General features: G+C 71.0%; 21 protein-coding genes. 14 read left to right on the top strand and 7 right to left on the bottom strand.

What is annotated here, in order from left to right:
- Nucleotides 1-31 precede the first annotated feature (31 nt).
- The 4 genes from ACXJY8_RS20190 to ACXJY8_RS20175 all read left to right on the top strand — a co-directional run bounded on the left by ACXJY8_RS20190 (nucleotide 32) and on the right by ACXJY8_RS20175 (nucleotide 4,328).
- Nucleotides 32-805, top strand: a complete 774-nt coding sequence (locus ACXJY8_RS20190; RefSeq protein ID WP_463772779.1) for a phosphatase PAP2 family protein — start codon at nucleotides 32-34, stop codon at nucleotides 803-805.
- Between the two features lie 112 nt (nucleotides 806-917).
- On the top strand, nucleotides 918-1,289 hold the full coding sequence (locus ACXJY8_RS20185; protein WP_463772775.1) for a hypothetical protein: 372 nt from the start codon (nucleotides 918-920) through the stop codon (nucleotides 1,287-1,289).
- Between the two features lie 102 nt (nucleotides 1,290-1,391).
- Nucleotides 1,392-2,702, top strand: a complete 1,311-nt coding sequence (locus ACXJY8_RS20180; RefSeq protein WP_463772773.1) for a Gfo/Idh/MocA family protein — start codon at nucleotides 1,392-1,394, stop codon at nucleotides 2,700-2,702.
- Between the two features lie 93 nt (nucleotides 2,703-2,795).
- A complete protein-coding gene (locus ACXJY8_RS20175) occupies nucleotides 2,796-4,328 on the top strand; it encodes a carbohydrate porin (protein ID WP_463772770.1) in 1,533 nt (510 codons plus the stop codon).
- Nucleotides 4,329-4,331: 3 nt separating this feature from the next.
- Here the strand turns inward: ACXJY8_RS20175 and ACXJY8_RS20170 are convergent, their stop codons facing one another.
- Nucleotides 4,332-5,762, bottom strand: a complete 1,431-nt coding sequence (locus ACXJY8_RS20170) for a TAXI family TRAP transporter solute-binding subunit (RefSeq protein ID WP_463772768.1) — start codon at nucleotides 5,760-5,762, stop codon at nucleotides 4,332-4,334.
- Between the two features lie 74 nt (nucleotides 5,763-5,836).
- Between ACXJY8_RS20170 and ACXJY8_RS20165 the strand changes: the two genes are divergently transcribed.
- The 3 genes from ACXJY8_RS20165 to ACXJY8_RS20155 all read left to right on the top strand — a co-directional run bounded on the left by ACXJY8_RS20165 (nucleotide 5,837) and on the right by ACXJY8_RS20155 (nucleotide 9,259).
- Entirely contained in the window at nucleotides 5,837-6,454 is a 618-nt protein-coding gene (locus ACXJY8_RS20165) for a regulatory protein RecX (protein ID WP_463772766.1), read from the top strand.
- Nucleotides 6,455-6,561: 107 nt separating this feature from the next.
- Nucleotides 6,562-7,776 carry a putative DNA modification/repair radical SAM protein gene (locus ACXJY8_RS20160; RefSeq protein WP_463772764.1) on the top strand — a complete coding sequence of 405 codons (1,215 nt, stop codon included), beginning with the start codon at nucleotides 6,562-6,564 and terminating at the stop codon, nucleotides 7,774-7,776.
- 1 nt (nucleotide 7,777) lies between these two features.
- The gene (locus tag ACXJY8_RS20155; RefSeq protein ID WP_463772762.1) at nucleotides 7,778-9,259 is read left to right on the top strand and encodes a UdgX family uracil-DNA binding protein; all 1,482 of its coding nucleotides are present in this window, start codon (nucleotides 7,778-7,780) and stop codon (nucleotides 9,257-9,259) included.
- A gap of 3 nt (nucleotides 9,260-9,262) precedes the next feature.
- Here ACXJY8_RS20155 and ACXJY8_RS20150 read toward each other — a convergent pair whose 3' ends face one another.
- Nucleotides 9,263-11,077, bottom strand: a complete 1,815-nt coding sequence (locus ACXJY8_RS20150) for a monovalent cation:proton antiporter-2 (CPA2) family protein (protein ID WP_463772759.1) — start codon at nucleotides 11,075-11,077, stop codon at nucleotides 9,263-9,265.
- Between the two features lie 345 nt (nucleotides 11,078-11,422).
- Between ACXJY8_RS20150 and ACXJY8_RS20145 the strand changes: the two genes are divergently transcribed.
- Genes ACXJY8_RS20145 through polA form a run of 4 tightly spaced genes read left to right on the top strand, consistent with a single transcriptional unit; the run spans nucleotide 11,423 to nucleotide 16,433 of the window.
- Entirely contained in the window at nucleotides 11,423-12,598 is a 1,176-nt protein-coding gene (locus ACXJY8_RS20145; protein ID WP_463772756.1) for a YihY/virulence factor BrkB family protein, read from the top strand.
- A gap of 44 nt (nucleotides 12,599-12,642) precedes the next feature.
- Nucleotides 12,643-12,939 carry a nucleotidyltransferase family protein gene (locus tag ACXJY8_RS20140; protein ID WP_463772751.1) on the top strand — a complete coding sequence of 99 codons (297 nt, stop codon included), beginning with the start codon at nucleotides 12,643-12,645 and terminating at the stop codon, nucleotides 12,937-12,939.
- Nucleotides 12,929-13,276, top strand: coding sequence for a HepT-like ribonuclease domain-containing protein (locus tag ACXJY8_RS20135; protein ID WP_463772748.1), 348 nt, complete (start codon nucleotides 12,929-12,931; stop codon nucleotides 13,274-13,276). The genes ACXJY8_RS20140 and ACXJY8_RS20135 overlap by 11 nt, the downstream gene beginning before the upstream one ends.
- A gap of 43 nt (nucleotides 13,277-13,319) precedes the next feature.
- Nucleotides 13,320-16,433: a DNA polymerase I gene (gene polA / locus ACXJY8_RS20130; protein ID WP_463772746.1), complete on the top strand. Its 3,114-nt coding sequence runs from the start codon at nucleotides 13,320-13,322 to the stop codon at nucleotides 16,431-16,433.
- Here the strand turns inward: polA and ACXJY8_RS20125 are convergent.
- Nucleotides 16,342-17,049: a CatB-related O-acetyltransferase gene (locus ACXJY8_RS20125; protein ID WP_463772744.1), complete on the bottom strand. Its 708-nt coding sequence runs from the start codon at nucleotides 17,047-17,049 to the stop codon at nucleotides 16,342-16,344. The two genes, polA and ACXJY8_RS20125, sit on opposite strands and share 92 nt — an antisense overlap.
- 273 nt (nucleotides 17,050-17,322) lie before the next feature.
- On the opposite strand from ACXJY8_RS20125, the gene ACXJY8_RS20120 reads away from it, so the two are divergent.
- Nucleotides 17,323-18,039, top strand: a complete 717-nt coding sequence (locus ACXJY8_RS20120; protein WP_463772741.1) for a DUF4142 domain-containing protein — start codon at nucleotides 17,323-17,325, stop codon at nucleotides 18,037-18,039.
- An 80-nt stretch (nucleotides 18,040-18,119) separates the two neighbouring features.
- Here the strand turns inward: ACXJY8_RS20120 and gph are convergent, their stop codons facing one another.
- On the bottom strand, nucleotides 18,120-18,800 hold the full coding sequence (gene gph, locus ACXJY8_RS20115; protein ID WP_463772738.1) for a phosphoglycolate phosphatase: 681 nt from the start codon (nucleotides 18,798-18,800) through the stop codon (nucleotides 18,120-18,122).
- Between the two features lie 305 nt (nucleotides 18,801-19,105).
- Here gph and ACXJY8_RS20110 point away from each other — a divergent pair, with 305 nt between their 5' ends.
- Entirely contained in the window at nucleotides 19,106-19,624 is a 519-nt protein-coding gene (locus ACXJY8_RS20110) for a GcrA family cell cycle regulator (protein ID WP_463772734.1), read from the top strand.
- 87 nt (nucleotides 19,625-19,711) lie between these two features.
- Nucleotides 19,712-19,954: a hypothetical protein gene (locus ACXJY8_RS20105; protein ID WP_463772728.1), complete on the top strand. Its 243-nt coding sequence runs from the start codon at nucleotides 19,712-19,714 to the stop codon at nucleotides 19,952-19,954.
- Between the two features lie 18 nt (nucleotides 19,955-19,972).
- On the opposite strand, the gene ACXJY8_RS20100 is transcribed toward ACXJY8_RS20105, so the two are convergent.
- From ACXJY8_RS20100 to ACXJY8_RS20090, 3 genes are all read right to left on the bottom strand, one after another.
- A complete protein-coding gene (locus tag ACXJY8_RS20100) occupies nucleotides 19,973-20,182 on the bottom strand; it encodes a hypothetical protein (RefSeq protein ID WP_463772725.1) in 210 nt (69 codons plus the stop codon).
- A 151-nt stretch (nucleotides 20,183-20,333) separates the two neighbouring features.
- Nucleotides 20,334-22,001: a DNA repair protein RecN gene (recN, locus tag ACXJY8_RS20095; protein WP_463772723.1), complete on the bottom strand. Its 1,668-nt coding sequence runs from the start codon at nucleotides 21,999-22,001 to the stop codon at nucleotides 20,334-20,336.
- A gap of 132 nt (nucleotides 22,002-22,133) precedes the next feature.
- Nucleotides 22,134-23,012 (bottom strand): outer membrane protein assembly factor BamD, encoded by an 879-nt coding sequence (locus ACXJY8_RS20090; RefSeq protein ID WP_463772721.1) that lies wholly within the window; start codon nucleotides 23,010-23,012, stop codon nucleotides 22,134-22,136.
- Nucleotides 23,013-23,224: the final 212 nt, after the last annotated feature.

Genomic DNA, 23,224 nt, shown 5'->3' with positions numbered 1-23,224 from the left:
CCCTCATCGACGCATTCGCGAAGTCGCCCGCATGAAAGCCCTGCCCTCCGGCTACCGCAACAATCCGCTCGTGACCCGGGCGAACGCCCTGCGGCTGGCGCTGCGCCTCAACGAGGTCGGCCCGGTCCTGGCGCTGCTGGCGGTGAGCCTCCTCGGCTACGGCTTCTTCGCTCTGGCCAACGAGGTCGGCGAGGGCTCGACCGCGGCGCTGGATCGCAAGGTCCTGCTGGCGCTGCGGAATCCGGCCGACCTCTCCGACCCGATCGGGCCGCGCTGGCTCGAGGAGACCATGCGCGACATCACCGGGCTCGGCAGCGTCTTCACCATCGTGTTCGTGACGGCGGCGGCCTGCGCCTACCTGGCGATGACCGGGCGCCGTCGCATCGCCGTCTTCGTGATCGCGGCGATCGGCGGCGGCGAGATCGCCTCGACGGTGCTCAAGCTGTTCTACCACCGGCCGCGGCCCGACCTCGTGCCCCACGGGATGGAGGTCTTCACCGCGAGCTTCCCCAGCGGCCACGCCATGATGTCAGCCATCGCCTACCTGACCCTGGCGAGCCTGATCGCCCGCGTCGACCGCCAGCGCGGGGTGAAGATCCTGGTGCTCACCGTCGGGGTGTCGATGACGCTGCTGGTGGGCCTGAGCCGCATCTATCTCGGCGTGCACTGGCCGAGCGACGTGGTCGCGGGCTGGTGCGTCGGCGCGGCCTGGGCCGCCCTGTGCTGGTTCGTCGCCCTGGTGCTGCAGCAGCGCGGCGAGGTCGAGGGTCCGACCGGCCACGGGGAGCCCGGCAGAACGCCTTAACCGGAACGACGTCTTAACCCTACGGGACGAAAGATCGCGCCGACGCTTGTGCCGGGCGGCACCGGCGGTTCACAACCACGTTACCCCACCTACTACTTCTGGAGAGGGTCACATGGTTCCGCCCATCCGCGAGCGTCGCAACGGAAGCCGGTCGCGGAGCCTCCTCGGCGCCGATATCCGCATCGCCCCGGACGTCTCCGACACCCCCTGCCTGGTGCGAGACCGCGGCCCGGACGGGTTGCGCCTCGCCCTGAGCGACGGCGTGCCGCTGCCGGAGGTCTTCGATCTCCACATCCACAAGACCCGGCAGAGCCGGACGGTGCGCCTGATCTGGCGGGGGGACGATTGCGTCGGCGTCCAGTTCGTGCCGGACCCGCCCGCCGCCGTGCCCGTCCCCATCGGACTGATGCGCGACCTTCGGGCGGCGCGCTCGGAGGTCGAATCCCTGCGGGCCCGCCTGGCCGCGCGGGGCGACGAGGCCTGAACCGGCCGGCTTCCCGTTGGCGCAGGCGCCCGGATCGCCGGAACCGCGTTTCTCGCCGTGACGTTCCCGACGGGAGACCCGCCGGAACCGACAGCGAGCGACATGACGGATGAACGCCCCCTTTCCCGCCGCAACGTCCTTCGCGCGGGCAGCGCGACGCTGACCGGCCTCGCCCTCGGGGCGACGGGCGCGGGAGCGCAGTCGGGGCTTCCGGGCCCCTCCGTGCCGGCCGATACCGGCGCGGTGCAGGGCGGCAAGGTGATGTTCCCGAACTGGCGCGGCCCCGGCGACCGGGCGCCCCCGCCGCCGCCCGCGCCGATGCCGCCGGGCCAGCGCGTGGGCTTCGCCATCGTGGGCCTCGGGCGCCTCAGCCTGGAGGAGATCCTGCCGGCCTTCGGCGAGACGAAGCGGGCCCGCGTGGTCGCACTGATGTCGGGTACCCCCGCCAAGGCGAAGCTCGTGGCCGAGCAGTACGGCATCGCGCCGGAGGCGGTCTACGGATACGACGAATGGGACCGCCTGGCGCAGAACCCGGCGGTCCAGGCGGTCTACATCGTGACGCCCAACGCCGTGCATCGCGGCGACGTGCTGGCCGCGGCCAAGGCCGGCAAGCACGTGCTCTGCGAAAAGCCGATGGCGGCCTCCTCGGCGGAGGCGCGGGACATGATCGCGGCCTGCGCGGCGGCCAAGGTCAAGCTGATGATCGCCTATCGCTGCCAGTACGAGCCCTACAACCGCGAGGTGGTGCGCCTCGCCCGCTCCGGCGAGTTCGGCCGCCCGCGCCTGATCCAGGCCTTCAACGGCCAGACCACCGGGCTGCCCCAGCAATGGCGCCTGAAGAAGGCGCTGGCCGGCGGCGGCGCCCTGCCGGATATCGGGCTCTACTGCCTCAACGGCGTGCGCGCCTTGACCGGCGAGGAGCCGGTCTCGGTGACGGCGCAGATCCACTCGCCCGAGGGCGATCCGAAATTCGCCGAGGTCGAGGAATCGGTCGCCTTCACCCTGCGCTTCCCCTCGAATCTCATCGCCCAGTGCATGACGAGCTACGGGGTGCACGAGTCGCGCCGGCTCCAGCTTCACACCGAGAAGGCCGATATCGACCTGCAGAACGCCTTCGCCTACCGGGGCCAGCGCCTCGTGATCGCGCGGCCGGACGGGCAGGTGGAATCGCAGGATACCCGCATCCTCACGCCCAAGAACCAGTTCGCCCTGGAGATCGACCACATGGCCCGCTGCGTCCAGGAGGATCGGCGCCCGCGCACCCCCGGCGAGGAGGGGCTGCAGGACCAGGTCCTGATGGAGGCGATCTACGAGGCGGCGCGCACCGGCCGGCCCGTCCCGGTCGGTCCGCCGCCGGGCGCGCCGGGCGGCCTCGACGTCACGCGCGGCCCCGAGCTCGACGGGGCCGGCTGATCCGGCGCCGCCGGGACGGTTGCCTGGGCGTCACGCAATCCGTCTAAGGTGAGGTGGGCGTGGCGCGGGACCGCGCCCCGGATCGCTCGACGCTTGGCTCCATCACCGAACAGACCCCGCCCGCGGCGTCCCTGCGCGGCCATCCCCTGCGGCGTCCTCGCGCTCGCCGGCCTGCTGGCGGGTGCCGCCCGCGCCGAGACGCCGGCCGAGACGGCCGCGCGCCTCGCGCGGGAGGGGCTCGCCATCGGTTCGCCCCGGGGCGCGGGCGGCGACCCCCAGACCTCGGTCGCCCAGTCGGTGACCTCGTCGCGCCCGTCCGCCAACCTCGACACCTCGATCCAGGACCAGCTCGGCCCCTCCGGCGATCCCTTCGGCTTCCGGGCCTTCCTGAGGGCGCGCGGCGTCACCTACAGCCTGACCTATATCGGCGAGAGCCTCGGCAACCTCACGGGCGGCCTGCGCCGGCGCGGCATCTACGAAGGCCTGCTCGACCTCGAGGTGGATGTGGATCTCGGGCCCCTGGTCGGCTGGACCGGGGGCGCGCTCCACACCAACCTGTTCCAGATCCACGGCGCCGGCCTGTCGCGCAGCGCGGTGGGCAACCTCGTCACGGTCAGCGGCATCGAGGCCCTGCCGTCGTCGCGGATCTACGAGCTGTGGTTCGAGCAGAAGCTCTTCGGCGACCAGTTCGGCCTGAAGTTCGGGCAGATCGCCGCCGACACCGAGTTCGCCGTGACCCAGACCGGCACGGTGTTCGTGAACTCCACCTTCGGCTGGCCCAACAACATGGCCGTGGTGATCCCGAGCGGCGGGCCGATCTATCCCCTGGCGGTGCCGGGGGTGCGGGCGAAATACGTGCCCAACGCCAACCTGTCCTTCCAGGTCGGCCTGTTCGACGGCGATCCGGCCGGACCGGTGCGCGGCGACGCGAATCCCGATCCGCAGCGCCGCAACCGCACGGGGACCAACTTCCGCACGAACGACCCGGCCCTGGTGATCGCCGAGGCCTCCTACGCCTACAACATCGAACCCGGCAGCACCGGGGAGGCCGGGACGGTGACGCTGGGCGGCTGGTATCATTTCGGGCGCTTCGACAGCCTGCGCTTCGACGGCGCCGGCACCTCCCTGGCCGCCCCGGAGAGCAGCGGCATCGCCCGCCGCTTCCGCGGACAGGCCGGGCTCTACGGCCTGATCGACCAGACCGTCTACCGCGAGCCCGACGACCCCAACGACGGCGCCAGCGTGTTCCTGCGCGCCTCCGCCTCCCCGGCCGACCGCAGCCTCGTCGATCTCTACTCCGATGTCGGCATCGCCTATAAGGGCCTGCTTCCCGGCCGCTCCGACGACACGGTGGGCCTCGCCTTCGGCTATTCCCGGATCTCCCCGGCGGCCCGCGGCCTCGACGTCGACACGATCCTGGAGACCGGCGTCGCCCTGCCGAGGCGCAGCGCCGAGGCGGTGCTGGAGGCGACCTACCAGGCGGTGCTCGGCCCCGGCGTCACGCTCCAACCGGACTTCCAGTACGTGTTCCGCCCCGCCGGCGGCATCCCGAACCCGCGCGACGCCAACGGCGCCCGCATCCGCAACGCGGCGGTGGTCGGCCTGCGGGGGACGATCCGGTACTGAGGGCTACTCCGCCGCCGGCGCGTGCAGCGACAGCAGGCGGGCGGTGCGGGCGTGGTCCACGGCGCGGCCGTTGCCCTCCACCGTCTCGCCGAGGTTGCGTCGCTCGTCGTTGATCGCGGCATGGACCGCGTCGATGGCGAGGATGAGGGCGCTCACGGTGCGGTTGTCGATGTTGCGCTCGCGGGCGTGCTGGACGACGTCGGCCACGAGGTCGTCGGTCTCGCGCACGAGGCCGTCGAGGTCGGCCTTGCAGGTGGCGGCGCGGACCTCGCGCAGGATGTCGAGGAGCCGGTCGAGGACGACGTCGATGCGCTCGCGGCGCTTGCGGGCGAGGCGCTGGGCGATCCAGGCGACGCCCGAGCCGACGGTGCCGCCGAAGAACGCCAGGAGATAGATGTAATCCTCGTAGCGCTCGAACATCGTCTGCTGTTCGCGCTCGAAATAATCCACCGCGCCGGGGTGGTTCGGCAGGCGGGCGCTGGTGGCCGCCACCGTCGAGTCGAAGTCCGGCGCCTTCATCAGGTTGGCGATGGGGGCGAGGGGCGCCAGCTTCGAGCGCCACTCGAACAGGTGCTGGGTCACCGAGGCGACGGTGAAGCGGCTGACGCCGCCGCGGGCCATCAACCGATAGGAAGCGCCCACCGTCTTCACGTCCTCCTCCGGGCGCTTGGGGCGGCCGCCGAAGGTGCCGGCCGGGATGGTCACGGATTGGAGTTCCGGCATCCGCTGGACGATCGCCCCGCCATCCGGCACGGAGACGAAGTTGATCTTCTTCTCGGCGGAGGCGGCCTCGACGGCGCGCACCGTCGAGATCGCCGCCTTCGAGGCCGGGGCGGCGATGACCGCCACCGCGTCGACGCGACCCTCGGCGATGGCACTGGTGACCTCCTGGGGGGTGAGCGCCACCAGGGCGACCCGGGCCGGGCCGAGGCCGCCCTCGGGGGCCGGCTCGGAGGCCGGCTGGGCCGTGAAGTCGTAGAAGCCCAGGAGGTTCGTCAGGAACGGCAGGTCGGCCGCGTGGCGCTGGACCACGCCGAGGCGCTTGCGCGCCAGGTCCGGGAAGTTCTCGATGGCGGCCGCCTCGGGGGCGGCGATCAGCAGCGCCTCGTCGTGGAGGATCGCCAGGGTCAGCCCGTTATCGGGCAGGAGCACGTCGGGCCGCACCACGGCGAGGTCGGCCTTGTTGCGCTGGAGCGCCTCGGCGCTGTCGCGCACGTCGTCGTAGAAGTCGAGCTTGAGGCGGACATCCTCGCGGCCCCGGGCAAGCGCCTGGGCGTAGGTCTGGAGCAGGGTCGCCTCGGCGCCGTCCCGGGGCCCGACCGCCACGGTGAGCGTGGTCGGGCGCGACAGGTAGACCAGCATCCCCGCCACCAGGGCGAAGCCGAGGGCCAGGAGGACGAGAAGCCACTCGCGTCTCACGAGGAAAGCCGGCATGGCAGGAACGAGCCTTTGTCCAGCGTGATCACCATATCTGCGAGACCGAAACCCGTCCGGATCGTGAAGAACCGATGACACCGCGAAACGTTGCGTCCCGCCGCCCCACCGGAGCCGAACCGGAGGGCCGGGCCGAGGTGAAACCGCCGCCGCCCGTCACACCCGCCTATCTCGAACGGGCCGCCCTGCATTACCTCGAACGCTACAGCGCCTCCGTGGCAATGCTGCGGCAGACCCTGAAGCGGCGCGTCGACAAGCGCTGCCGCCTGCGCGGCGAGGATGCGGGCGCCTTCGCCGAGGCGATCGAGGCGACGGTGGCCCGTGCGGTCGGCGCCGGCCTCGTGGACGACGCCCGCTTCACGGCCGGGCGCCTCGCGGCCCTGCGCCGGCGCGGCGCCTCCGCCCGCGCCCTGTCGGCCAAGCTCGCCGCCAAGGGCGTGTCGCGCGAGCAGGTGGCCAGCGCGATGGAGAACGAGCGCGAGGCGGCGGACGAGGGCGTCGACCTCGAGGAGGAAGCGGCCCGGGCCTATGCCCGGCGCCGGCGCCTCGGGCCCTGGCGCCGGCCCGGGACCCGCGAGGCCCATCGCGACCGCGACCTCGCCGCCATGGCCCGGGCGGGCTTCGGCTACGGCCTCGGCCGCCGGGTGATCGAGGCCGACCCCGAGCCCGATCCGTTCGCGACGGACGCTTAGTCCGGATCCGGTTCCGAAGTGCGGGCTGCGACATCGCGGCGGCGGAGAAAGCCCGGATTCACGCGCGAAAACTTGAACGAACCGCGAACGAGGCGCATCTCTTCCTCATGGACGAAATGCTCGCCAAGAAGCTGCGCATCCTCGCCGATGCGGCCAAGTACGACGCCTCGTGCTCGTCCTCCGGGGCGCCGAAGCGCACGGCCGGCAAGGGCGAGCTCGGCTCGACCACCGGCGCCGGCATCTGCCACGCCTACACGCCGGACGGGCGCTGCATCTCGCTCCTGAAGATCCTGCTGACGAACTACTGCCTGTTCGACTGCGCCTACTGCGTCAACCGCCGCTCGTCGAACGTCCAGCGGGCGAAGTTCTCCGTCGAGGAGGTCGTGACCCTCACGGTGGAGTTCTACAAGCGCAACTACATCGAGGGGCTGTTCCTCTCCTCGGGCATCATCAAGTCGCCCGACCACACCATGGAACTGCTGACGCGGGTGGCCAAGTCCCTGCGGCGCGACCACGGTTTCCGCGGCTACATCCACCTGAAGTCGATCCCGGAGGCGAGCCCCTGGCTGATCGAGGAGGCGGGCCTCTACGCCGACCGGCTCTCGATCAACGTCGAGTTGCCCACCGAGGCGAGCCTGGAGCGCCTGGCGCCCGAGAAGGACGGCGCGGTCATCCAGCACGCCATCGCGCAGATCGGCGAGCGCATCACGCAGGCCAAGGCCGAGAAGCGCCGCTTCTCCCCGGCCGGGCAGTCGACGCAGGTCATCGTCGGGGCCGACGCCACCACGGACGAGGCCCTGATCCGCAAGAGCGCGCTTCTCTACGGCTCCTACAACCTCAAGCGGGTCTACTATTCCGCCTTCAGCCCGATCCCGGACGGCTCGAGCATCCTGCCGCTGAAATCCCCTCCGCTCCAGCGCGAGCACCGCCTGTACCAGGGCGACTGGCTCCTGCGGTACTACGCCTTCACCCCCGACGACGTGGCCGACGCCACCGAGGACGGGATGCTCTCCCTCGACATCGACCCGAAGCTGGCCTGGGCCCTGAAGCACCGGGCGCGCTTCCCCGTCGACGTGAACGCCGCCGACCGCGAGATGCTGCTGCGGGTGCCGGGCCTCGGCGCCCGGGCGGTGGACAAGATCATCCGGGCCCGCCGGCACACCCGCCTGCGCCTCGACGACGTCGCCCGCCTGACCTCGGCCCTGAAGCGGGCGCGGCCCTTCCTCATCGCGGCCGACTATCACCCGGCGGGCGGCCTCACCGACCGACTCGACCTGCGGGCCCGCCTCGCCGACCCGCCGCAGCAATTGTCGCTCTTCTAGGATGGCGGGCGCGCACCGATCAGCCCCTCCCCCCGCGACGGGGGAGGGCGGGGGGCCCAGCGGCGCGCTGGAGGCCGTCGCCCTCGCCCCGGGGGCCGATCTCGACGGCTTTCGCGCCGCCGCGCGGCGTCTGGCCGGCCGGCGCGTCCCCCCCGAGCGGGTGCTGTGGTCCATCGGCGAGGCGTCCGGGCTGTTCGGGTCGCCGGCCCCGGCCCCGTCCGACGAAGCCCCCTTGAGCCTGCCGCGCGGGGTGGGCGAGATGGTCGCCCGGGTGGTGCTCCACCGCGACCCCGAGCGCTACGCCCTGCTCTACGACCTGATCTGGCGCATCCTGCACGGCGAGCGCCGGCTGCTGGAGGTGTCGAGCGATCCGCTGGTCCATCGCCTGGAGCGGATGCGCAAGGCCATCGCCCGCGACCTGCACAAGATGCACGCCTTCCTGCGCTTCCGGCGGGTGGAGGGCGACGGGCCGGAGCGCTTCGTCGCCTGGTTCGAGCCGGACCACCACATCCTGGGCGCCGCCGCGCCGTTCTTCGTCGAGCGCTTCCGCAGCCTCCACTGGACCATCCTGACGCCGGAGGGCTCCGCCCGCTGGGACGGCGGCGCGCTCACCTTCGGGCCGCCGGGGCGACGCGAGGACGCACCCGCCCAGGACGGCTTCGAGGCGGGCTGGCGCGATTACTACGAGAGCACGTTCAACCCCGCCCGGACGAACCTCGCCGCGATGCGGGCGGAGATGCCGAAGAAGTACTGGCGCAACATGCCGGAGACCGCCGCCATCCCGGGCCTCGTCCGGCAGGCGGCGGCGCGCACGGGCGCCATGATCGAGAGGGAGCCGCAGATGCCGGTCAAGCGCAACCCCGCCCGCGCCGTCGCGGCCATGGCGGACCAGGCCCCGGATTCGCTGGAGGCCCTCAACGCCATCATCCGGCGCTCGGAACCGCTGGTGCCGGGGGCGACCCAGGCCGTCCTCGGCGAGGGGCCGGTGGGCGCGTCGATCGCCTTCGTGGGCGAGCAGCCGGGCGACCAGGAGGACCGCCAGGGGCGCCCCTTCGTCGGACCCGCCGGGCAGCTGCTGTCGCGGGCGCTGGCCGAGGCCGGGATCGACCGGGGCGAGGCCTACCTCACGAATGCGGTCAAGCATTTCAAGTTCGAGGAGCGCGGCAAGCGCCGCATCCACCAGAAGCCCACCGCCGGCGAGGTCAGCCACTATCGCTGGTGGCTCGACCGGGAACTCGACTTCGTCGCCCCGAAGCTCGTCGTGGCGCTGGGCGCCACCGCCGTCCTGGCCCTGACCGGCAAGGCGATCCCGATCACCCGGGCGCGCGGGCCGGCCCAGTTCGAGAAACCCTATGCGGGCTTCATCACCGTGCACCCGTCCTACCTGCTGCGCCTGCCGGACGAGGCCAAGGCGCAAGCCTACGCGGCCTTCGTGGACGACCTGCGCCGGGTCCACGACCTCGGGCGGTCCCTGGCCGCCTGAGGCCTACGCCTCCTCCTCCTTGTGGGGGCGCAGCTCCGGCGTGACCTGATCGATCGCGGTCTCGATGGGTGCGGAGCGGCTCTCGACCCGGGTGCTGTCGACGAAGATGCGGGCCTCGCCCTCCTTCAGGCCGAGGCTGCGCAGGGCGTAGAGGGTCATGCCGAAGGCGAGTTCGCGCTCGGCCATCAGCACGAGGCCGACGCCCTGCTCCTCGAGGTGGCGGCGCTCGCCGTCGTTGTGGGCGCGCACCAGGGTGTCGATGTCCGGATGGATCTCCCGGGCGAGCTCGACGATGCGCCGCGCCGTGTGCGCCTCCGGGGTCGCCACCACGATCAGCCGGGCCTGGGCGATGTCGGCGGCCTGGAGGATGCCCGGCGCGGTGGCGTCGCCGAACACCGCCTCGATGCCCTCCTGGCGCAGGTCCAGCACCCGGCGGCGGTCGCGGTCGAGGACGATGTAGGGCAGGTCCCAGGCCTTCAGCGCCTTGCCGATGGTGCTGCCGACCCGGCCGTAGCCGACGATGATCGCGTGGCCGCGATGGGGCGGGCCCTCGGCGGTCACCGCCAGGGCCGCCGCCCCTTTCCGCTCGAAGCGGGCGGCGAGGCTGGGGCGCTCGGCGACCTTGCGCCCGACCCAGTCGGTGAGGGCGAAGAACAGCGGGTTCAGGGTGATCGACAGGATGGCGCCGCCGAGGATCAGGTCGCGCCCCTCCTCCGGCAGCAGCTTCAGGGACAGGCCGAGGCTGACGAGGATGAACGAGAACTCGCCGATCTGGGCCAGGCTCGCCGCGATGGTGAGGGCGGTGCCCAGCGGATGCCGGAAGGCGAGCACGATCGCCACCGCCGCCAGGGACTTGCCGATGAGGATGACGCCCAGCACCGCCAGCACCGAGAGCGGTTCGCGGATCAGGATGCCGGGGTCGAACAGCATGCCGACCGAGACGAAGAACAGCACCGCGAAGGCGTCCTGCAGGGGCAGGGAATCGGCCGCCGCCTGATGGCTGAGGTCGGATTCGGCGAGCACCATGCCGGCGAAGAAGGCGCCGAGCGCGAAGGAGACGCCGAAGAGCTCGGCCGAGCCGAAGGCGATGCCGAGCGCCAGGGCCAATACCGCCAGGGTGAAGAGCTCCCGCGAGCCCGTGCGCGCCGCCTGGTCGAGGAGCCAGGGCACGAAGCGCCGCCCGCCCACCAGCATCACGGCGGCGAAGACCCCGACCTTGGCCAGGGTGAGCCCGAGGGTCAGCCAGATGTTGCCGTCCCCGGCATGGTGCGCGGCCCCCGCGCCGTCGCCCCCCAGGGAGGGGGCCAGCGCCGGCAGCAGCACCAGGGCGAGCACCATCGCGAGGTCCTCGACGATGAGCCAGCCGACCGCGATGCGGCCCTTGTCGCTGTCGAGGAGCCGGCGCTCCTCCAGCGCCCGCAGCAGCACCACGGTGCTCGCCACCGACAGGGCGAGGCCGAAGACCAGGCCCGCGCCGAGGCCCCAGCCCCAGCCCAGCGCCAGGGCGCCGCCCATGGCGGTGGCCGCCACGATCTGCACGATGGCCCCCGGCAGCGCGATGGCGCGCACCGCCATCAGGTCCTTGATCGAGAAGTGCAGGCCGACGCCGAACATCAGCAGGATCACGCCGATCTCGGCGAGCTGTCCGGCGAGCTGGCTGTTGCCGACGAAGCCCGGCGTGTAGGGGCCGACCAGGACGCCCGCGAGGAGATAGCCGACGAGGGGCGGCAGGCGCAGGCGCTGGGCCAGCATTCCGCACACGAAGGCAAGCACGAGGCCGAGGGCGATGATGGCGATCAGCTCTGTCGCGTGCGGCACGGGTCGGGAATCTCCGGGTCGGGGTCAGGGGCCTCAACGGCCGTGCCGCGCGGCGCCCACGAGGGCAAGCCGCGATCGGCCCTCACGTCCACGATGCGCCCGAAATTCCGCGCCCTGCGTCGCCCCGGGTGCCGCGACGCACAACGCCCGCCGTCGGACCGGGGTTTCGCGGAATAAGTTCGAGCGGACCGAAACGCGCCGTCTGCTCGCTTTTCCGTGAGCACCCAGGAAACTCTTGGCCGTCGCATCCTGTTGTCGAAGCAACGTTTGTTGCGTCGAGCAACGCCGGCATCATTTGCCAAGCATCTTTTGCGATGACGATCCCTTCGGCGGAACGGACGATCGATGACATCAGGTAACGAGCGCTCGTCTGCCCCCCGTGCAGGCGAGACCAGGACTCCGACCGAAACCCGGAACTCGACCCTCTGGACCGTCGCCCTCGCCACCGCGCTCCTCGGCTTCGTCGCGCTTCCGCGCCGGACGGGCGGAGCAGCGACCGGCCGGGCGATGCCGAAGGACCCGACGCGCCGGCCCTCCCCCTCCCATGCGGGGGCCGACGCCCGCCGCGTGGCCGCGCGCGAGCCGGAGCGCGGCCGCGGCGCGCGCGCACCGTCCGAGATCCCGGCGAAGGGCTGGAAGGACATCGGCCTGCGGGTGTTCCACGACGTCTCGGAGAACAACATCGTCTCGGTCGCCGCGGGAGTGACCTTCTACGTGCTCCTGGCGATCTTCCCCGCCGTCGCCGCCCTGGTCTCCTGCTACGGGCTGGTGGCGGACGTGGCCACCATCAACGAGCACCTGCAGAGCCTGCAGGGCGTCATCCCCTCCGGCGCCCTCGACATCATCGGCGAGCAGGTCAAGCGCATCGCCGCCAAGGGCGACACCACCCTCGGCCTGACCTTCTTCACCGGCATCCTCCTGTCGCTGTGGAGCGCCAACGGCGGCATGAAGGCGGTCTTCTCCGCCCTCAACATCGTCTACGAGGAGCGCGAGACGCGCAGCTTCGTCTGGCTCAACCTGCGCTCGCTCGCCTTCACCGCCGGCGCGCTGCTGTTCATCATCCTGGCGCTGGTCGGCATCGTGGTGGTGCCGGCGGCGATCAACATCGTCGGCCTGAGTTCGGAGGCCTGGTACATCGCGCTCCTGCGCTGGCCGGTGCTCCTCGCCGCCGTGCTCGGCGGCCTCGCCCTGCTCTACCGCTACGGCCCCAGCCGCGACGCGCCGCGCTGGCGCTGGGTGACCTGGGGCAGCGCCGTGGCGGCCGTGGGCTGGCTCGCCACCTCGCTGGGCTTCTCCTGGTACGTCGCCAATTTCGGCAAGTACAACGAGACCTACGGCTCGCTGGGCGCCGTGATCGGCTTCATGACCTGGATCTGGATCTCGACCACGATCGTGCTCATCGGCGCCGAGATCAACGCCGAGATGGAACACCAGACCGAGGCCGACACCACCCGCGGCCCCGAGCAGCCGCTGGGCACCCGCGACGCCCGGATGGCGGATACGGTGGGGGCTGCGGGGTGAAAGGAGCGCTTCAGCCAGTCCCTGTTTTCGGGTAGGGTCATCGGATGGATAGTGGCGCCGCCCTCGATATTCTTCGAACCCATGAGGGCGAGCTGCGGAAACGCGGTGTGCGTCACGCGGCGCTCTTCGGCTCGGTCGCGCGAGGCGATGCCACGACCACGAGTGACGTGGATGTCCTGATCGTCCTCGATCGCGAGACCGTGCGTGACGTCTATGGTTATGTCGGCGTCGTACACTTCATTGAGGATTTGTTCCCCGTCGCCGTCGATGTTGCAAACCGGGAAACTTTAAAAGAGCGCATCCGTCAGAACGCTGAGCGCGACGCGATCGATGCTTTCTGAACGCGAACGCGCGGTATGCGAGGATATCATTGCGAATGTTGAGAAGGGCCGTCGCTTCACGAAGGGCATGACCTACGAGACTTTCGAGGCAGACGAGCGAACCGTCTATGCGGTCGTCCGCTGCTTGGAAATCATTTCCGAAGCGAGCCGGCGCCCTTCGGCCGAGACGAAGGCACGGCACCGGCACATCCCATGGCGTGTGGTCGCCGATGCGGGAAACGTCTATCGCCACGGATACCATCTGGTTGAACTCGACATGGTCTGGTTCACGCTGACCGAGCGCCTTGAAACGCTTGTCGATGTATGCCGAATCGAGCTTGCGTCGACGGCCTCATGAGATCGGCATTTGACCAAATCCCCCTATCGAATCTGCGTGGCCGATGACCCCTGTTGATTCCAATGCTCCCGTCGGCCCTGGCGACCAGATCATTCTGGTCGACGGCTCGTCGTTCATTTTCCGGGCCTACTTCCAGTCGATCAACCAGGACCAGAAGTACAACACCCGGCCCTCGGACGGTCTGCCCACCGGGGCGGTGCGGCTGTTCTGCACCAAGATCGCCCAGTTCGTGCAGGAGGGGGCGGCGGGAGTGATGCCGACGCACCTGGCCATCGTGTTCGACAAGTCCGAGGGCTCGTTCCGCAAGGAGCTGTTCCCCGACTACAAGGGCCACCGGCCGGACGCGCCGGACGACCTCAAGCGGCAGATGCCGCTGATGCGCGACGCCGTGCGGGCCTTCGGCCTGCAGCCGATCGAGCTCATCCGCTACGAGGCCGACGACCTCATCGCCACCTATTCGCGCCAGGCCGAGGCGCGCGGGGCCGGCGTCATCATCGTCTCCTCCGACAAGGACCTGATGCAGCTCGTCGGTCCCCTGGTCCGGTTCTACGACTTCGAATCCGGCGCCAAGGGCAAGCCCGGCTACCGCCCCGAGCGCAACCTCGACCGCGAGGCGATCATCGCCAAGTGGGAGGGCCTGACCCCTGAGCAGATCGGCGACGCCCTGGCGCTCATCGGCGACACCTCGGACAACGTGCCGGGCGTGCCCGGCATCGGCTTGAAGACCGCAGCCGCCCTGATCAAGGAATACGGCAGCCTCGACGCCCTCCTGGAGCGCGCCGCCGAGATCAAGCAGCCCAAGCGCCGCGAGACCCTGCTCGCCAGTATCGATCAGGCCCGGCTCTCGCGACAGCTGGTGGCGCTGGAGGAGAACGTGCCGGTTCCGGTGCCGCTCGACGACCTGCGCCTGCCCAAGCCCGACCCGCAGAAGCTCGTGGGCTTCCTGAAAGCCATGGAGTTCAACACCCTGACCCGGCGCATCGCCCAGATGCTCCATGTCGACCCGGAGGCGGTGCAGCCCGACCCGGCCCTGCTGCCGAACCGCGAGCCCGCGCCCGACGCGCCGTTCTCCCTCGACGCGCCGATTCTTCCCAACGGGCTCGGCGACCCCGTCCCCCTCGATCCCGAGACCGCGTCCGGCGCGCCGAGCGGCGAGGTCGATCCCTTCGCCGATCTCGGCCTGCCCGACGCGGCGCCCAAGCCCCGCGGCCCCTCCGAGCCGACCCCCGCCGGCCTGGTGGCGGCGCGGGCGGCGGAATCGGTCAAGCCCTTCGACACGGCCGCCTACGAGACGATCGGGTCCGCGGAGCAGCTCGACGCCTGGATCGCCGAGGCCGAGGAGGCCGGCGTCATCGTGGTCGACACCGAGACGGATTCGCTGGACGCCAACAACGCCAACCTCGTCGGCGTCTCCCTCTGCGTGGCACCGGGGCGCGCCGCCTACATCCCCCTCCGGCACGTCGAGCCCGTGACGGGCACCGACGGCAGCGACCTGTTCGGCGACGCCAAGGCGGCGACGGACGTGTTCCAGCCGGCCGCGGGCCAGATCGACGCGAAGGTGGCGATCGCCCGGCTGAAGCCCCTCCTGGAGAATCCGGGCGTACTCAAGGTCGGCCAGAACCTGAAATACGATCTCGCCGTCCTGTCGCGCTCCGGCATCCGGGTGGCGCCCTTCGACGACACCATGCTGATCTCCTACGTGCTCGATGCCGGCAAGGGCGGGCACGGCATGGACGAGCTCGCTCGCCGCCATCTCGGCCACCAGCCCATCACCTTCTCGGACGTGGCCGGCACCGGCCGGGCCAAGATCACCTTCGACCGGGTGGCCCTGGACAAGGCCACCGCCTACGCCGCCGAGGATGCCGACGTCACCCTGCGCCTGTGGCGGATGATGAAGCCGCGCCTCGTGGCCGAGAAGCGCGTGGCGGTCTACGAGACCCTGGAACGCCCGCTGGTGCCGGTGATCGCCCGGATGGAGGCGGAGGGCATCCGCGTCGACCGCAACATGCTGAGCCGGCTGTCCGGCGACTTCTCCCAGATCCTCGTGCGGCTCGAGGAGGAGATCCAGGAGGATGCGGGCGAGCGATTCCAGGTCTCGTCCCCGAAGCAGATCGGCGACATCCTGTTCGGCAAGATGGGGCTGCCCGGCGCCAAGAAGACCCCCTCGGGCCAGTGGGCGACGCCCGCGACCCTGCTCGAGGAACTGGCCCAGGCCGGGCATCCGCTGCCCAAGAAGATCCTCGAATGGCGCCAGCTCGCCAAGCTGAAATCCACCTATACGGATTCGCTGCAGCAGCATGCCGACCGCGAGACCGACCGGGTCCACACCTCGTTCTCGCTGGCCGCCACCACCACCGGCCGGCTCTCCTCCTCCGAGCCGAACCTGCAGAACATCCCGATCCGCACGGAGGAAGGCCGCCGCATCCGCCGCGCCTTCGTGGCCGCGGAGGGCAACCGCCTGATCTCGGCCGATTACAGCCAGATCGAGCTGCGCCTCCTCGCCCACATCGCCGACATCCCGCAGCTGCGCCAGGCCTTCGAGGACGGCATCGACATCCACGCGGCCACCGCCAGCGCCATGTTCGGCGTGCCGCTGGCCGAGATGACGCCGGACCTGCGCCGGCGCGCCAAGACCATCAACTTCGGCATCATCTACGGCATCTCGGCCTTCGGTCTCGCCGACCGCCTCGGCATCGGCCGGGAGGAGGCCGGGGCCTTCATCAAGCAGTATTTCGAGCGCTTCCCCGGCATCCGCGCCTATATCGACGACACCAAGCGCCGTTGCCGCGACCTCGGCTACGTCACCACCCTGTTCGGCCGGGTCTGCCACTATCCGCAGATCCGCTCGAACAACCCCAACGAGCGCGCCTCCGTCGAGCGTCAGGCCATCAACGCCCCGATCCAGGGCTCGGCCGCCGATATCATCCGCCGGGCGATGATCCGCATGGAGGCGGCGCTCCGGGCCGAGCGCCTCAACGTGCGCATGCTCCTGCAGGTGCACGACGAACTCGTGTTCGAGGCCCCCGAGGACGAGGTGGCGAAGGCCCTGCCGGTGATCACCCGCATCATGGTCGACGCCCCCGCCCCCGCCCTGACCCTGCGGGTGCCGCTGGTGGTCGAGGCCCGCGCCGCCCTGAACTGGGAGGAGGCGCATTGAGCGCGGCATCGGACGCCGCCTCCGCCTCGGCCCGCTCGAGGAAGGCGGCGATGTCGGTGCCCAGGATCAGGGGCAGGTAGGCGGCGATCCGCGCGTCGGGCCAGGCCCACCAGTTCGTCCGCAGCAGCCGCGCGACGGTCGCTTCGTTGAAGCGGTGGCGGAGGATTGCGGCCGGGTTGCCGGTCACGATCGCGTAGGGCGGCACGTCGCGCCGCACCACGGCGCCCGCCCCGACGACCGCGCCGGTGCCGATGGTGACGCCCGACAGGACGGTGCTGTTCGCCCCGAGCCAGACCTCGTCCCCGATCACCACGTCGCCGCGGCTGTCATGGTCCGGTCCCGCCTCCAGGGCCGGCGCCCAGGGTCCGCCGCCGACGATCCCGGCGATGGCCCGGAACGGATAGGTAGTAACGAGGTCGGTGCGGTGGTTGCCCAGCGCGATCGTGACGCTCGGCCCGATGGAGCAGAAGCGCCCGATGGTCAGGCCGGCGAGGCCCGCCTCCAGCACCCGCGGGTCACCGTAGGTATGCGCCCCAATCGACCAGCCCCAGCGCTCGATCTCGCGGGCGAGGTGGAAGCGGGTCAGGTCGTCGAAGAGCGGGCGAGGTTCGGTCATTCCGGGTTCGATCCTATCGGACGCCATCCTGTCGGGCTCGGGTCCGGAGCCTCGCGGTACAACCGCCGCCCGATGCGTTTCATCTAGCCCTCGACCCCGCACCCACCGCACGGAACGGGCCCGCGTTGGAGTCGGCGACGCCGAATGACACCCCCCGAAACGCAAGGCTCCAATGCGACGCAGGGTGGAACGCCCGGTCCGGCCACGTGTTGCCGCACCGCAAACGATTCCCAAGAATGGTGCCGTTCGGGCACCCCGGAAAGAGAACCCGCCATGAACAAGTCCCTTCTCGCCGCCCTCGGCCTGTCGGTCGCCGCCCTCGCCACCCCGGCGCTCGCCCAGGAGCCCCTGTCCTTCCGCGTGGCGCCGCAGTTCGACGGCAACCAGCCGGCCGTGACCGACACCTCCGACTTCCGCGCCGCCGCCCTGCGTTCGGACGCCGTCAGCATCGAGTCGAGCCGCATCGCCCTGGAGCGCTCGCGCAACCCGCGCGTCCGCCAGTACGCCCACAACGTCCTCGTCGAGCGTAAGGCCACCACCCAGGCGCTGCTGCCCGAGGGCACCTCGCTGACCGCCGGCGGCACCGTCGTCTCCGACACCCAGCCCTTCGAGACCCGCCTCGACAACCCGGTCGGCGTGGTGCTCGCCCCGGTGACGATCTCGGCCACGATCGCCCAGCGCGTCGTCGGCGGCGTCCTCGGCGGCGTCGGCCTCGTGGACAACAGCCCCTCCGAGCCGGGCCGTCGCGTCGCCATCGGCGCCGAGGGCCAGGGCCGCATCGACCGCCTGAAGTCCGCCCGCCCGGGCCGCGACTTCGACCGCGCCTATGTCGACCAGCAGGCCAATTCGGATGCCCGCACCCTCGGCCTCTACGCCTCCTATGCCCGCAACGGCGACAGCGCGCAGGGTCGTGAGTTCGCCAACCAGGCGTTGCCCTACATCGCCGGCGAGCACGCCCACTCGGCCAACCTCGCCGACCGCATCAACTGAGCGGCGCACGCCGAACTGAACGAAGGAAGGGTCGCCCCCGAGGGGCGGCCCTTTTTCGTGCGGCGATCCACCATGTTCCTTCAGGCGGCCGCCACCAGGGCCTCCACGGCGGCGCCGAGCTCGTCGAAATGGGCGATGACCCGATCCGGACCGAGTTCCGTCACCGGCAGGTCGGTGTAGCCGAAGGGCACGGCCACCACGGGAATGCCGGCCGCCTTGGCGGCGTCGATGTCGGCACGGGAATCCCCCACCATCACGGCCCGGGCCGGATCGCCACCGGCCCGCTCGACCGTCAGGGTGATGTGGCGCGGATCCGGCTTGAAGTAGGGGAAGGTCTCGCGGCCGCAGATCGTCGCGAAGCGGTCGGCGATGCCCAGGAGGCCGAGCAGGCGCACGGCCTGGCCCTCGTACTTGTTGGTGCAGACGGCGAGGAGGAAGCCGCGGGCCCGAAGGGCGTCCAGCGCCTCGACCACGCCGGGGAACAGGTGCGACTGCTCGCAGAGATGGTCGCCGTAATGGGCGATGAAGTCCGAGAACAGCGCTTCCAACCGCTCGGTCGAGAGCGGTTCGCCGGCCGTGGTGAAGCCGCGCTGGATCAGGGCCTTGGCCCCCGCCCCGATCATGTCCCGGGCCTGTTCGAGCGGCAGCGCCTGGAGGCCCTCCCGGCGCAGGATCACGTTGAGGGTGCCGATGAGGTCGCCGGCGGTCTCGGCGAGGGTCCCGTCGAGATCGAAGACGGCGATGGGCGGCAGGGCGGTCATGGACGCTCTCGGAAATGGGGTAGCACGGGCCGGATGGAGCCGCCGCTCTAGCTCATCCGGGCCGGACGGGCGAGGCCGGCCGGCGCAGGACCGCCCGGCCTTTGCCGGTGGACAGGTGAACGGGGTGCCGGGCCGTCGTCCCGGCTGCACTTGCCTCCGCGTCTCGGCCTCCTGTACGGTTCGCAGATCGACGGCCGGGGGGCCGCTGCCCATCATCGATGACGTCCCGATGTCCGCGCCGCAGGCCCGGTGCAGGGGCATCTCGTGAGCGGAACGGGCGGATGCGGGCGATTTCGGAGGGGGCTATGACGGAAACGGTCCCGGGTTGGTCGGATGAGCGGGTCGATCTCCTGCGCCGGCTGTGGGAAGACGGCCTGAGCGCCAGCCAGATCGCGACGCAGCTCGGCGGGGTGACCCGCAACGCGGTCATCGGCAAGGTGCACAGGCTCGGCCTGTCGGGCCGCGTGAAGTCGGCCGAGACGCCCGGCGTCTCGCCCCGCAAGGTCGTGCGTGAGGTGGAACTCGAGGTCGTGGCGTCGGCCGTGGCGGCCGAGATCGACGGGACGCCCGCCACCTTCGAGGCTCCTCCGGCCCCGCCGGCCGTGGTGGCCCCCGTCGCCCTGACGATCTCGCGTCGCGTAACGATCATGGACCTGCGGGAATCGATGTGCCGCTGGCCCATCGGCGACCCGACCTCGCCCGACTTCCACTATTGCGGCGACCGCTCGATCACCGGCCTGCCCTACTGCACCACCCACGCGCAGATCGCCTACCAGCCGGCGGCCGAGCGCAAGCGCGACCGGCGCGTCGGCGGCTTTCGCTGATCCTGCGCGCGGGCGCGGCACGGTTTCGAGATGTCGTGCGTTGATCACCGTCGCCGGTTCCGGACCGGCGAAAGAAGGTGACGAGCCGTGACGGAGCCAACGAGCACAATCGACGCCGACGAGGCCGCCTTCCTCGACCTGCATGCGCAGCGCGAGGATCTGGAGCGGCAATTGTCGCTGGTGCAGCTGCGCCGGCAGTTCGGCCCCGGCCAGGAAGCGGTCGACCAGGCCGCCGCCGACGAGCAGGCCCTGCTCCTCAGGCTGGACCGGGTGCTGACCCAGATCCGTGCCGCCGAGTACAAGCGTCAGCCGAACGCGCGGCGCTGGTAGCGGACGCCGGTCGGAACCTCAGTCGAGGCGCCGCCGGTCCCGCTCCTTGTGCCGCAGGCGCAGCAGAAGGTCGATCTGGCCGTCGGGGATCGGCAGGGTGTCGCAGGTCTCTTCGTAGATCGAGCGCAGGGCTATCCCGAGACGATACCGCGTGTCGTCGGGCAGGTTGGGCTGACAGGCATGCGCCGTGTCCTCCCGCATCTCGCCGTCGCAAACTCTCTGGTCCAACGTCTCAGTCCCTCGTTCGAGCGATCCAACGCCGGCGCCGAATCGGAGCGCACTCGCCGTTCATTCAGTGTCGGCGAACATGGTTAAGAGACCGTTAACGACAGGCTCTTGTAACGACAGGCTCTTGTCTCAAAAGGCTCTTGCCCGGCCGTCAGGCGTCGGCGGACTGGAGCAGGCGGGCGGCCGCGGCGCGGGCCTCGTCGGTCACGGTGGCGCCGGCGAGCATGCGGGCGATCTCCTCGCGCCGGGCCGGCGCTTCGAGGGAGGCGACCCGGGTCGCGACCCGGTCGCTGCCCTTGACGGGGTCCTTGGCGATCAGGAAATGCGTCTCCGCCCGCGCAGCCACCTGCGGTGCGTGGGTCACGGCCACCACCTGCACCCGGGTGGCGAGGCGCCCGAGCCGGGCGCCGATCGCATCCGCCACCGCGCCGCCGACGCCGGTGTCGATCTCGTCGAAGATCAGGGTGGGGGCGGAGCCCTTGTCGGCGAGCACCACCTTCAGGGCGAGCATGAAGCGGGAAAGCTCGCCGCCGGACGCGACCTTCATCATCGGCCCCGGGCGCGTACCCGGGTTGGTCTGGGCCCAGAACTCGACCCGGTCGTAGCCGGACGCGTCGCGGGATTCCGGATCGGTGGCGATCTCGGTGATGAAGCGGGCCCGCTCCAGCTTGAGCGGCGGCAATTCGGCCTTCACCGCCGCGTCGAGGGCCTTGGCCGCGCGCTTGCGCCCCTCGGTGAGCTTGGCGGCCGCCTTCGCGTAGGCGGCCTCGGCGGCGGCCAGCGTGGCCTCCAGCCCGCCCAGGGCCTCCTCGCCGGCATCGATGGCGGCGACGTCCGCGGCGTAGCGCTCGCGCAGGGCCGCGAGGTCGTCGACCGGCACCTGGTACTTGCGCGAGGCGGCCCGCAGCGCGAACAGCCGCTCCTCCACCCGCTCCAGCTCACGCGGATCGAACTCGGCCTCGCGCAGGGCGACGTCGAGGATGGAGTGGGCCTCGTCGAGGGCGGTCAGGGCCGTGTCGAGGGCGGCGACGCAGGGCTCGACCAGGGCCGGCAGCTGCGCCGCCCGCCGCTCGAGCTTGCGCAGGGCCGAGGAGAGGTGGGAGACGATCGGGCCGCCCGAGGCCTCGATCGCCTCGTTCAGCTCGCGGGCGACCTTCTCGCTCTGCTGCATCACCGTGCGGCGCTCGGCCAGGGTGGTCTCCTCGCCCGGCTCCGGCGCAAGGGTCTCCAGTTCGGCCACGGCGTGGCGCAGGAAGTCGGACTCCTTGGCGGCGGCATCGACCCGGGCCCGGTGCTCGGACAGGGCGGACCGGGCCCCCTTCACGCGCCTGGCCGCGTCCGCGACCTGGGTCAGCGGGCCCTGGAGGCCGCCGAAGGCGTCCAGGATGGCGCGGTGGGTGGTGGGATCGGCGAGCGCCCGGTCGTCGTGCTGGCCGTGAATCTCCACGAGGGCCGCGCCGATGGCCCGCAGCACCTGGACGCCGACGGCCTGGTCGTTGACGAAGGCGCGGGTGCGCCCGTCCGCCATCTGCACCCGGCGCAGGATGAGGTCGCCCTCGGTGTCGATCTCGGCCTGCGCGGCGAGCGCCCGGGCCGGGTGGTCGAGGGGCACGTCGAACACGGCGGTGACGGCGCCCTGTCCTTCCCCGTGCCGCACGAGGCGGCCGTCGCCGCGCCCGCCCAGCGCCAGCGCGAAGGCGTCGAGCAGGATCGACTTGCCCGCGCCCGTCTCGCCGGTCAGGACGCTGAGGCCCTCGCGAAAGTTCAGGACGAGCTTGTCGATGAGAACGATGTCGCGGATCGCGAGCTGGCTCAGCATGCCGCGCCTGAGGTCCCGTTGTGAACGCTGGCGCCGTGTGTACGGCGAAGTGCCGCCGGCTTCACGCAAAAAGATGCCGCCCCCCTTGGGGAGCAGCAAAGCGGCACTCGACAGGTCGTGGAACGCGCCGGCCTACTGGGCCTCGGCGGTGCGCCCGATGACGCCGCGATAGACCTTGCTGAGCCAGGAGGTCTTCTCCTCGCGCGGCTCCAGGCCCCCGTTCTGCAGGAGCGCGTGGGCGTCCTTGTACCAGGGGCTGTCGGGGAAGTTGTGCCCGAGCACGGCGGCGGCGGTCTGCGCCTCCTGGGTCAGGCCGAGGGCCATGTAGGCCTCGGTCAGGCGCTCAAGGGCCTCCTCGGCGTGCCGGGTCGTCTGGTACTTGCTCACCACGTCGCGGAACCGGTTGATCGCGGCCGGGAAGTTGCGGCGCTCGAGGTAGAAGCGCCCGACCTCCATCTCCTTGCCGGCGAGCTGGTCGCGGGTGATCTGGATCTTGGCCTTGGCGTCGGCCGCGTATTCGGAGGTCGGATATTTCTGGACGAGTTCCTGCAGGCCGGCGAGGGCCTTCTCGGACCGGTCCTGGTCGCGGGTGACGTCGGGGATCTGCTTGTAGTGCGACATCGCCATCAGGTACTGGGCGTAGGCCGCATCCTTGCTCGCCGGGTGGCGCTGGAGGTAGCGCTTCGAGGCGTTGATGGCGTCGTCGTACTTCGCGCCCTCGTAATTGGCGTAGGCCGTCATCAGCAGCGCTTTGCGCGACCAGTCGGAGTAGCTGTAGGCCTTATCGAGCTCGCCGAACTTCTTCGAGGCGCCCTCGTAGTCCTTGTCCTCCATCCGCGCCAGGCCCTCGCTGTAGAGCTTGTCGGCGGGAACGTCCGGGATGACCTCGGGCTTGTACTTCTCGGCGAAGGGATTGATCGAGTCGAGGGCGTCGCATCCGCCGAGGCCGAAGCCGATGACGGACACCAGCACGGCCGCCATCGCACCGCGGTTGGGATGAGTAAGGCGCATTCCGGTCTTCCCCCAACAGACGGGTCCGGTCCCGGACGCGCGTCGTCAAGCCATCACAAAGGTCGGTCGCGTGGCTGACGGCCTCATGCCACGATCCGGGTGCGCTGCACACCGGACGGACGTCCCGTTTCACGCTCGATTCACCGTGGAGCGCGATTTGGGCGCGAAAGCGGCGGGCGGGCCACGCCCTTCACAGAAACGAAGGCTGTGTG

This window comes from Methylobacterium sp. TK31 (assembly GCF_055361545.1).
The sequence above is the reverse complement of the archived record's forward strand: the minus strand, read 5'-3'. Positions and strand labels throughout refer to the sequence as shown.

Excerpts from the sequence above, each read along its gene's own strand:
- ACXJY8_RS20125 (WP_463772744.1), bottom strand. The coding sequence starts at position 17,049 with ATGACCGAACCTCGCCCGCTCTTCGACGACCTGACCCGCTTCCACCTC.
- ACXJY8_RS20190 (WP_463772779.1), top strand. The coding sequence starts at position 32 with ATGAAAGCCCTGCCCTCCGGCTACCGCAACAATCCGCTCGTGACCCGG.
- ACXJY8_RS20090 (WP_463772721.1), bottom strand. The coding sequence starts at position 23,012 with ATGCGCCTTACTCATCCCAACCGCGGTGCGATGGCGGCCGTGCTGGTG.
- polA (WP_463772746.1), top strand. The coding sequence starts at position 13,320 with ATGACCCCTGTTGATTCCAATGCTCCCGTCGGCCCTGGCGACCAGATC.
- ACXJY8_RS20135 (WP_463772748.1), top strand. The coding sequence starts at position 12,929 with ATGCTTTCTGAACGCGAACGCGCGGTATGCGAGGATATCATTGCGAAT.
- ACXJY8_RS20110 (WP_463772734.1), top strand. The coding sequence starts at position 19,106 with ATGACGGAAACGGTCCCGGGTTGGTCGGATGAGCGGGTCGATCTCCTG.
- ACXJY8_RS20180 (WP_463772773.1), top strand. The coding sequence starts at position 1,392 with ATGACGGATGAACGCCCCCTTTCCCGCCGCAACGTCCTTCGCGCGGGC.
- ACXJY8_RS20140 (WP_463772751.1), top strand. The coding sequence starts at position 12,643 with ATGGATAGTGGCGCCGCCCTCGATATTCTTCGAACCCATGAGGGCGAG.
- ACXJY8_RS20165 (WP_463772766.1), top strand. The coding sequence starts at position 5,837 with ATGACACCGCGAAACGTTGCGTCCCGCCGCCCCACCGGAGCCGAACCG.
- ACXJY8_RS20145 (WP_463772756.1), top strand. The coding sequence starts at position 11,423 with ATGACATCAGGTAACGAGCGCTCGTCTGCCCCCCGTGCAGGCGAGACC.
- ACXJY8_RS20160 (WP_463772764.1), top strand. The coding sequence starts at position 6,562 with ATGGACGAAATGCTCGCCAAGAAGCTGCGCATCCTCGCCGATGCGGCC.
- recN (WP_463772723.1), bottom strand. The coding sequence starts at position 22,001 with ATGCTGAGCCAGCTCGCGATCCGCGACATCGTTCTCATCGACAAGCTC.
- ACXJY8_RS20120 (WP_463772741.1), top strand. The coding sequence starts at position 17,323 with ATGAACAAGTCCCTTCTCGCCGCCCTCGGCCTGTCGGTCGCCGCCCTC.
- ACXJY8_RS20170 (WP_463772768.1), bottom strand. The coding sequence starts at position 5,762 with ATGCCGGCTTTCCTCGTGAGACGCGAGTGGCTTCTCGTCCTCCTGGCC.
- ACXJY8_RS20155 (WP_463772762.1), top strand. The coding sequence starts at position 7,778 with ATGGCGGGCGCGCACCGATCAGCCCCTCCCCCCGCGACGGGGGAGGGC.
- gph (WP_463772738.1), bottom strand. The coding sequence starts at position 18,800 with ATGACCGCCCTGCCGCCCATCGCCGTCTTCGATCTCGACGGGACCCTC.
- ACXJY8_RS20185 (WP_463772775.1), top strand. The coding sequence starts at position 918 with ATGGTTCCGCCCATCCGCGAGCGTCGCAACGGAAGCCGGTCGCGGAGC.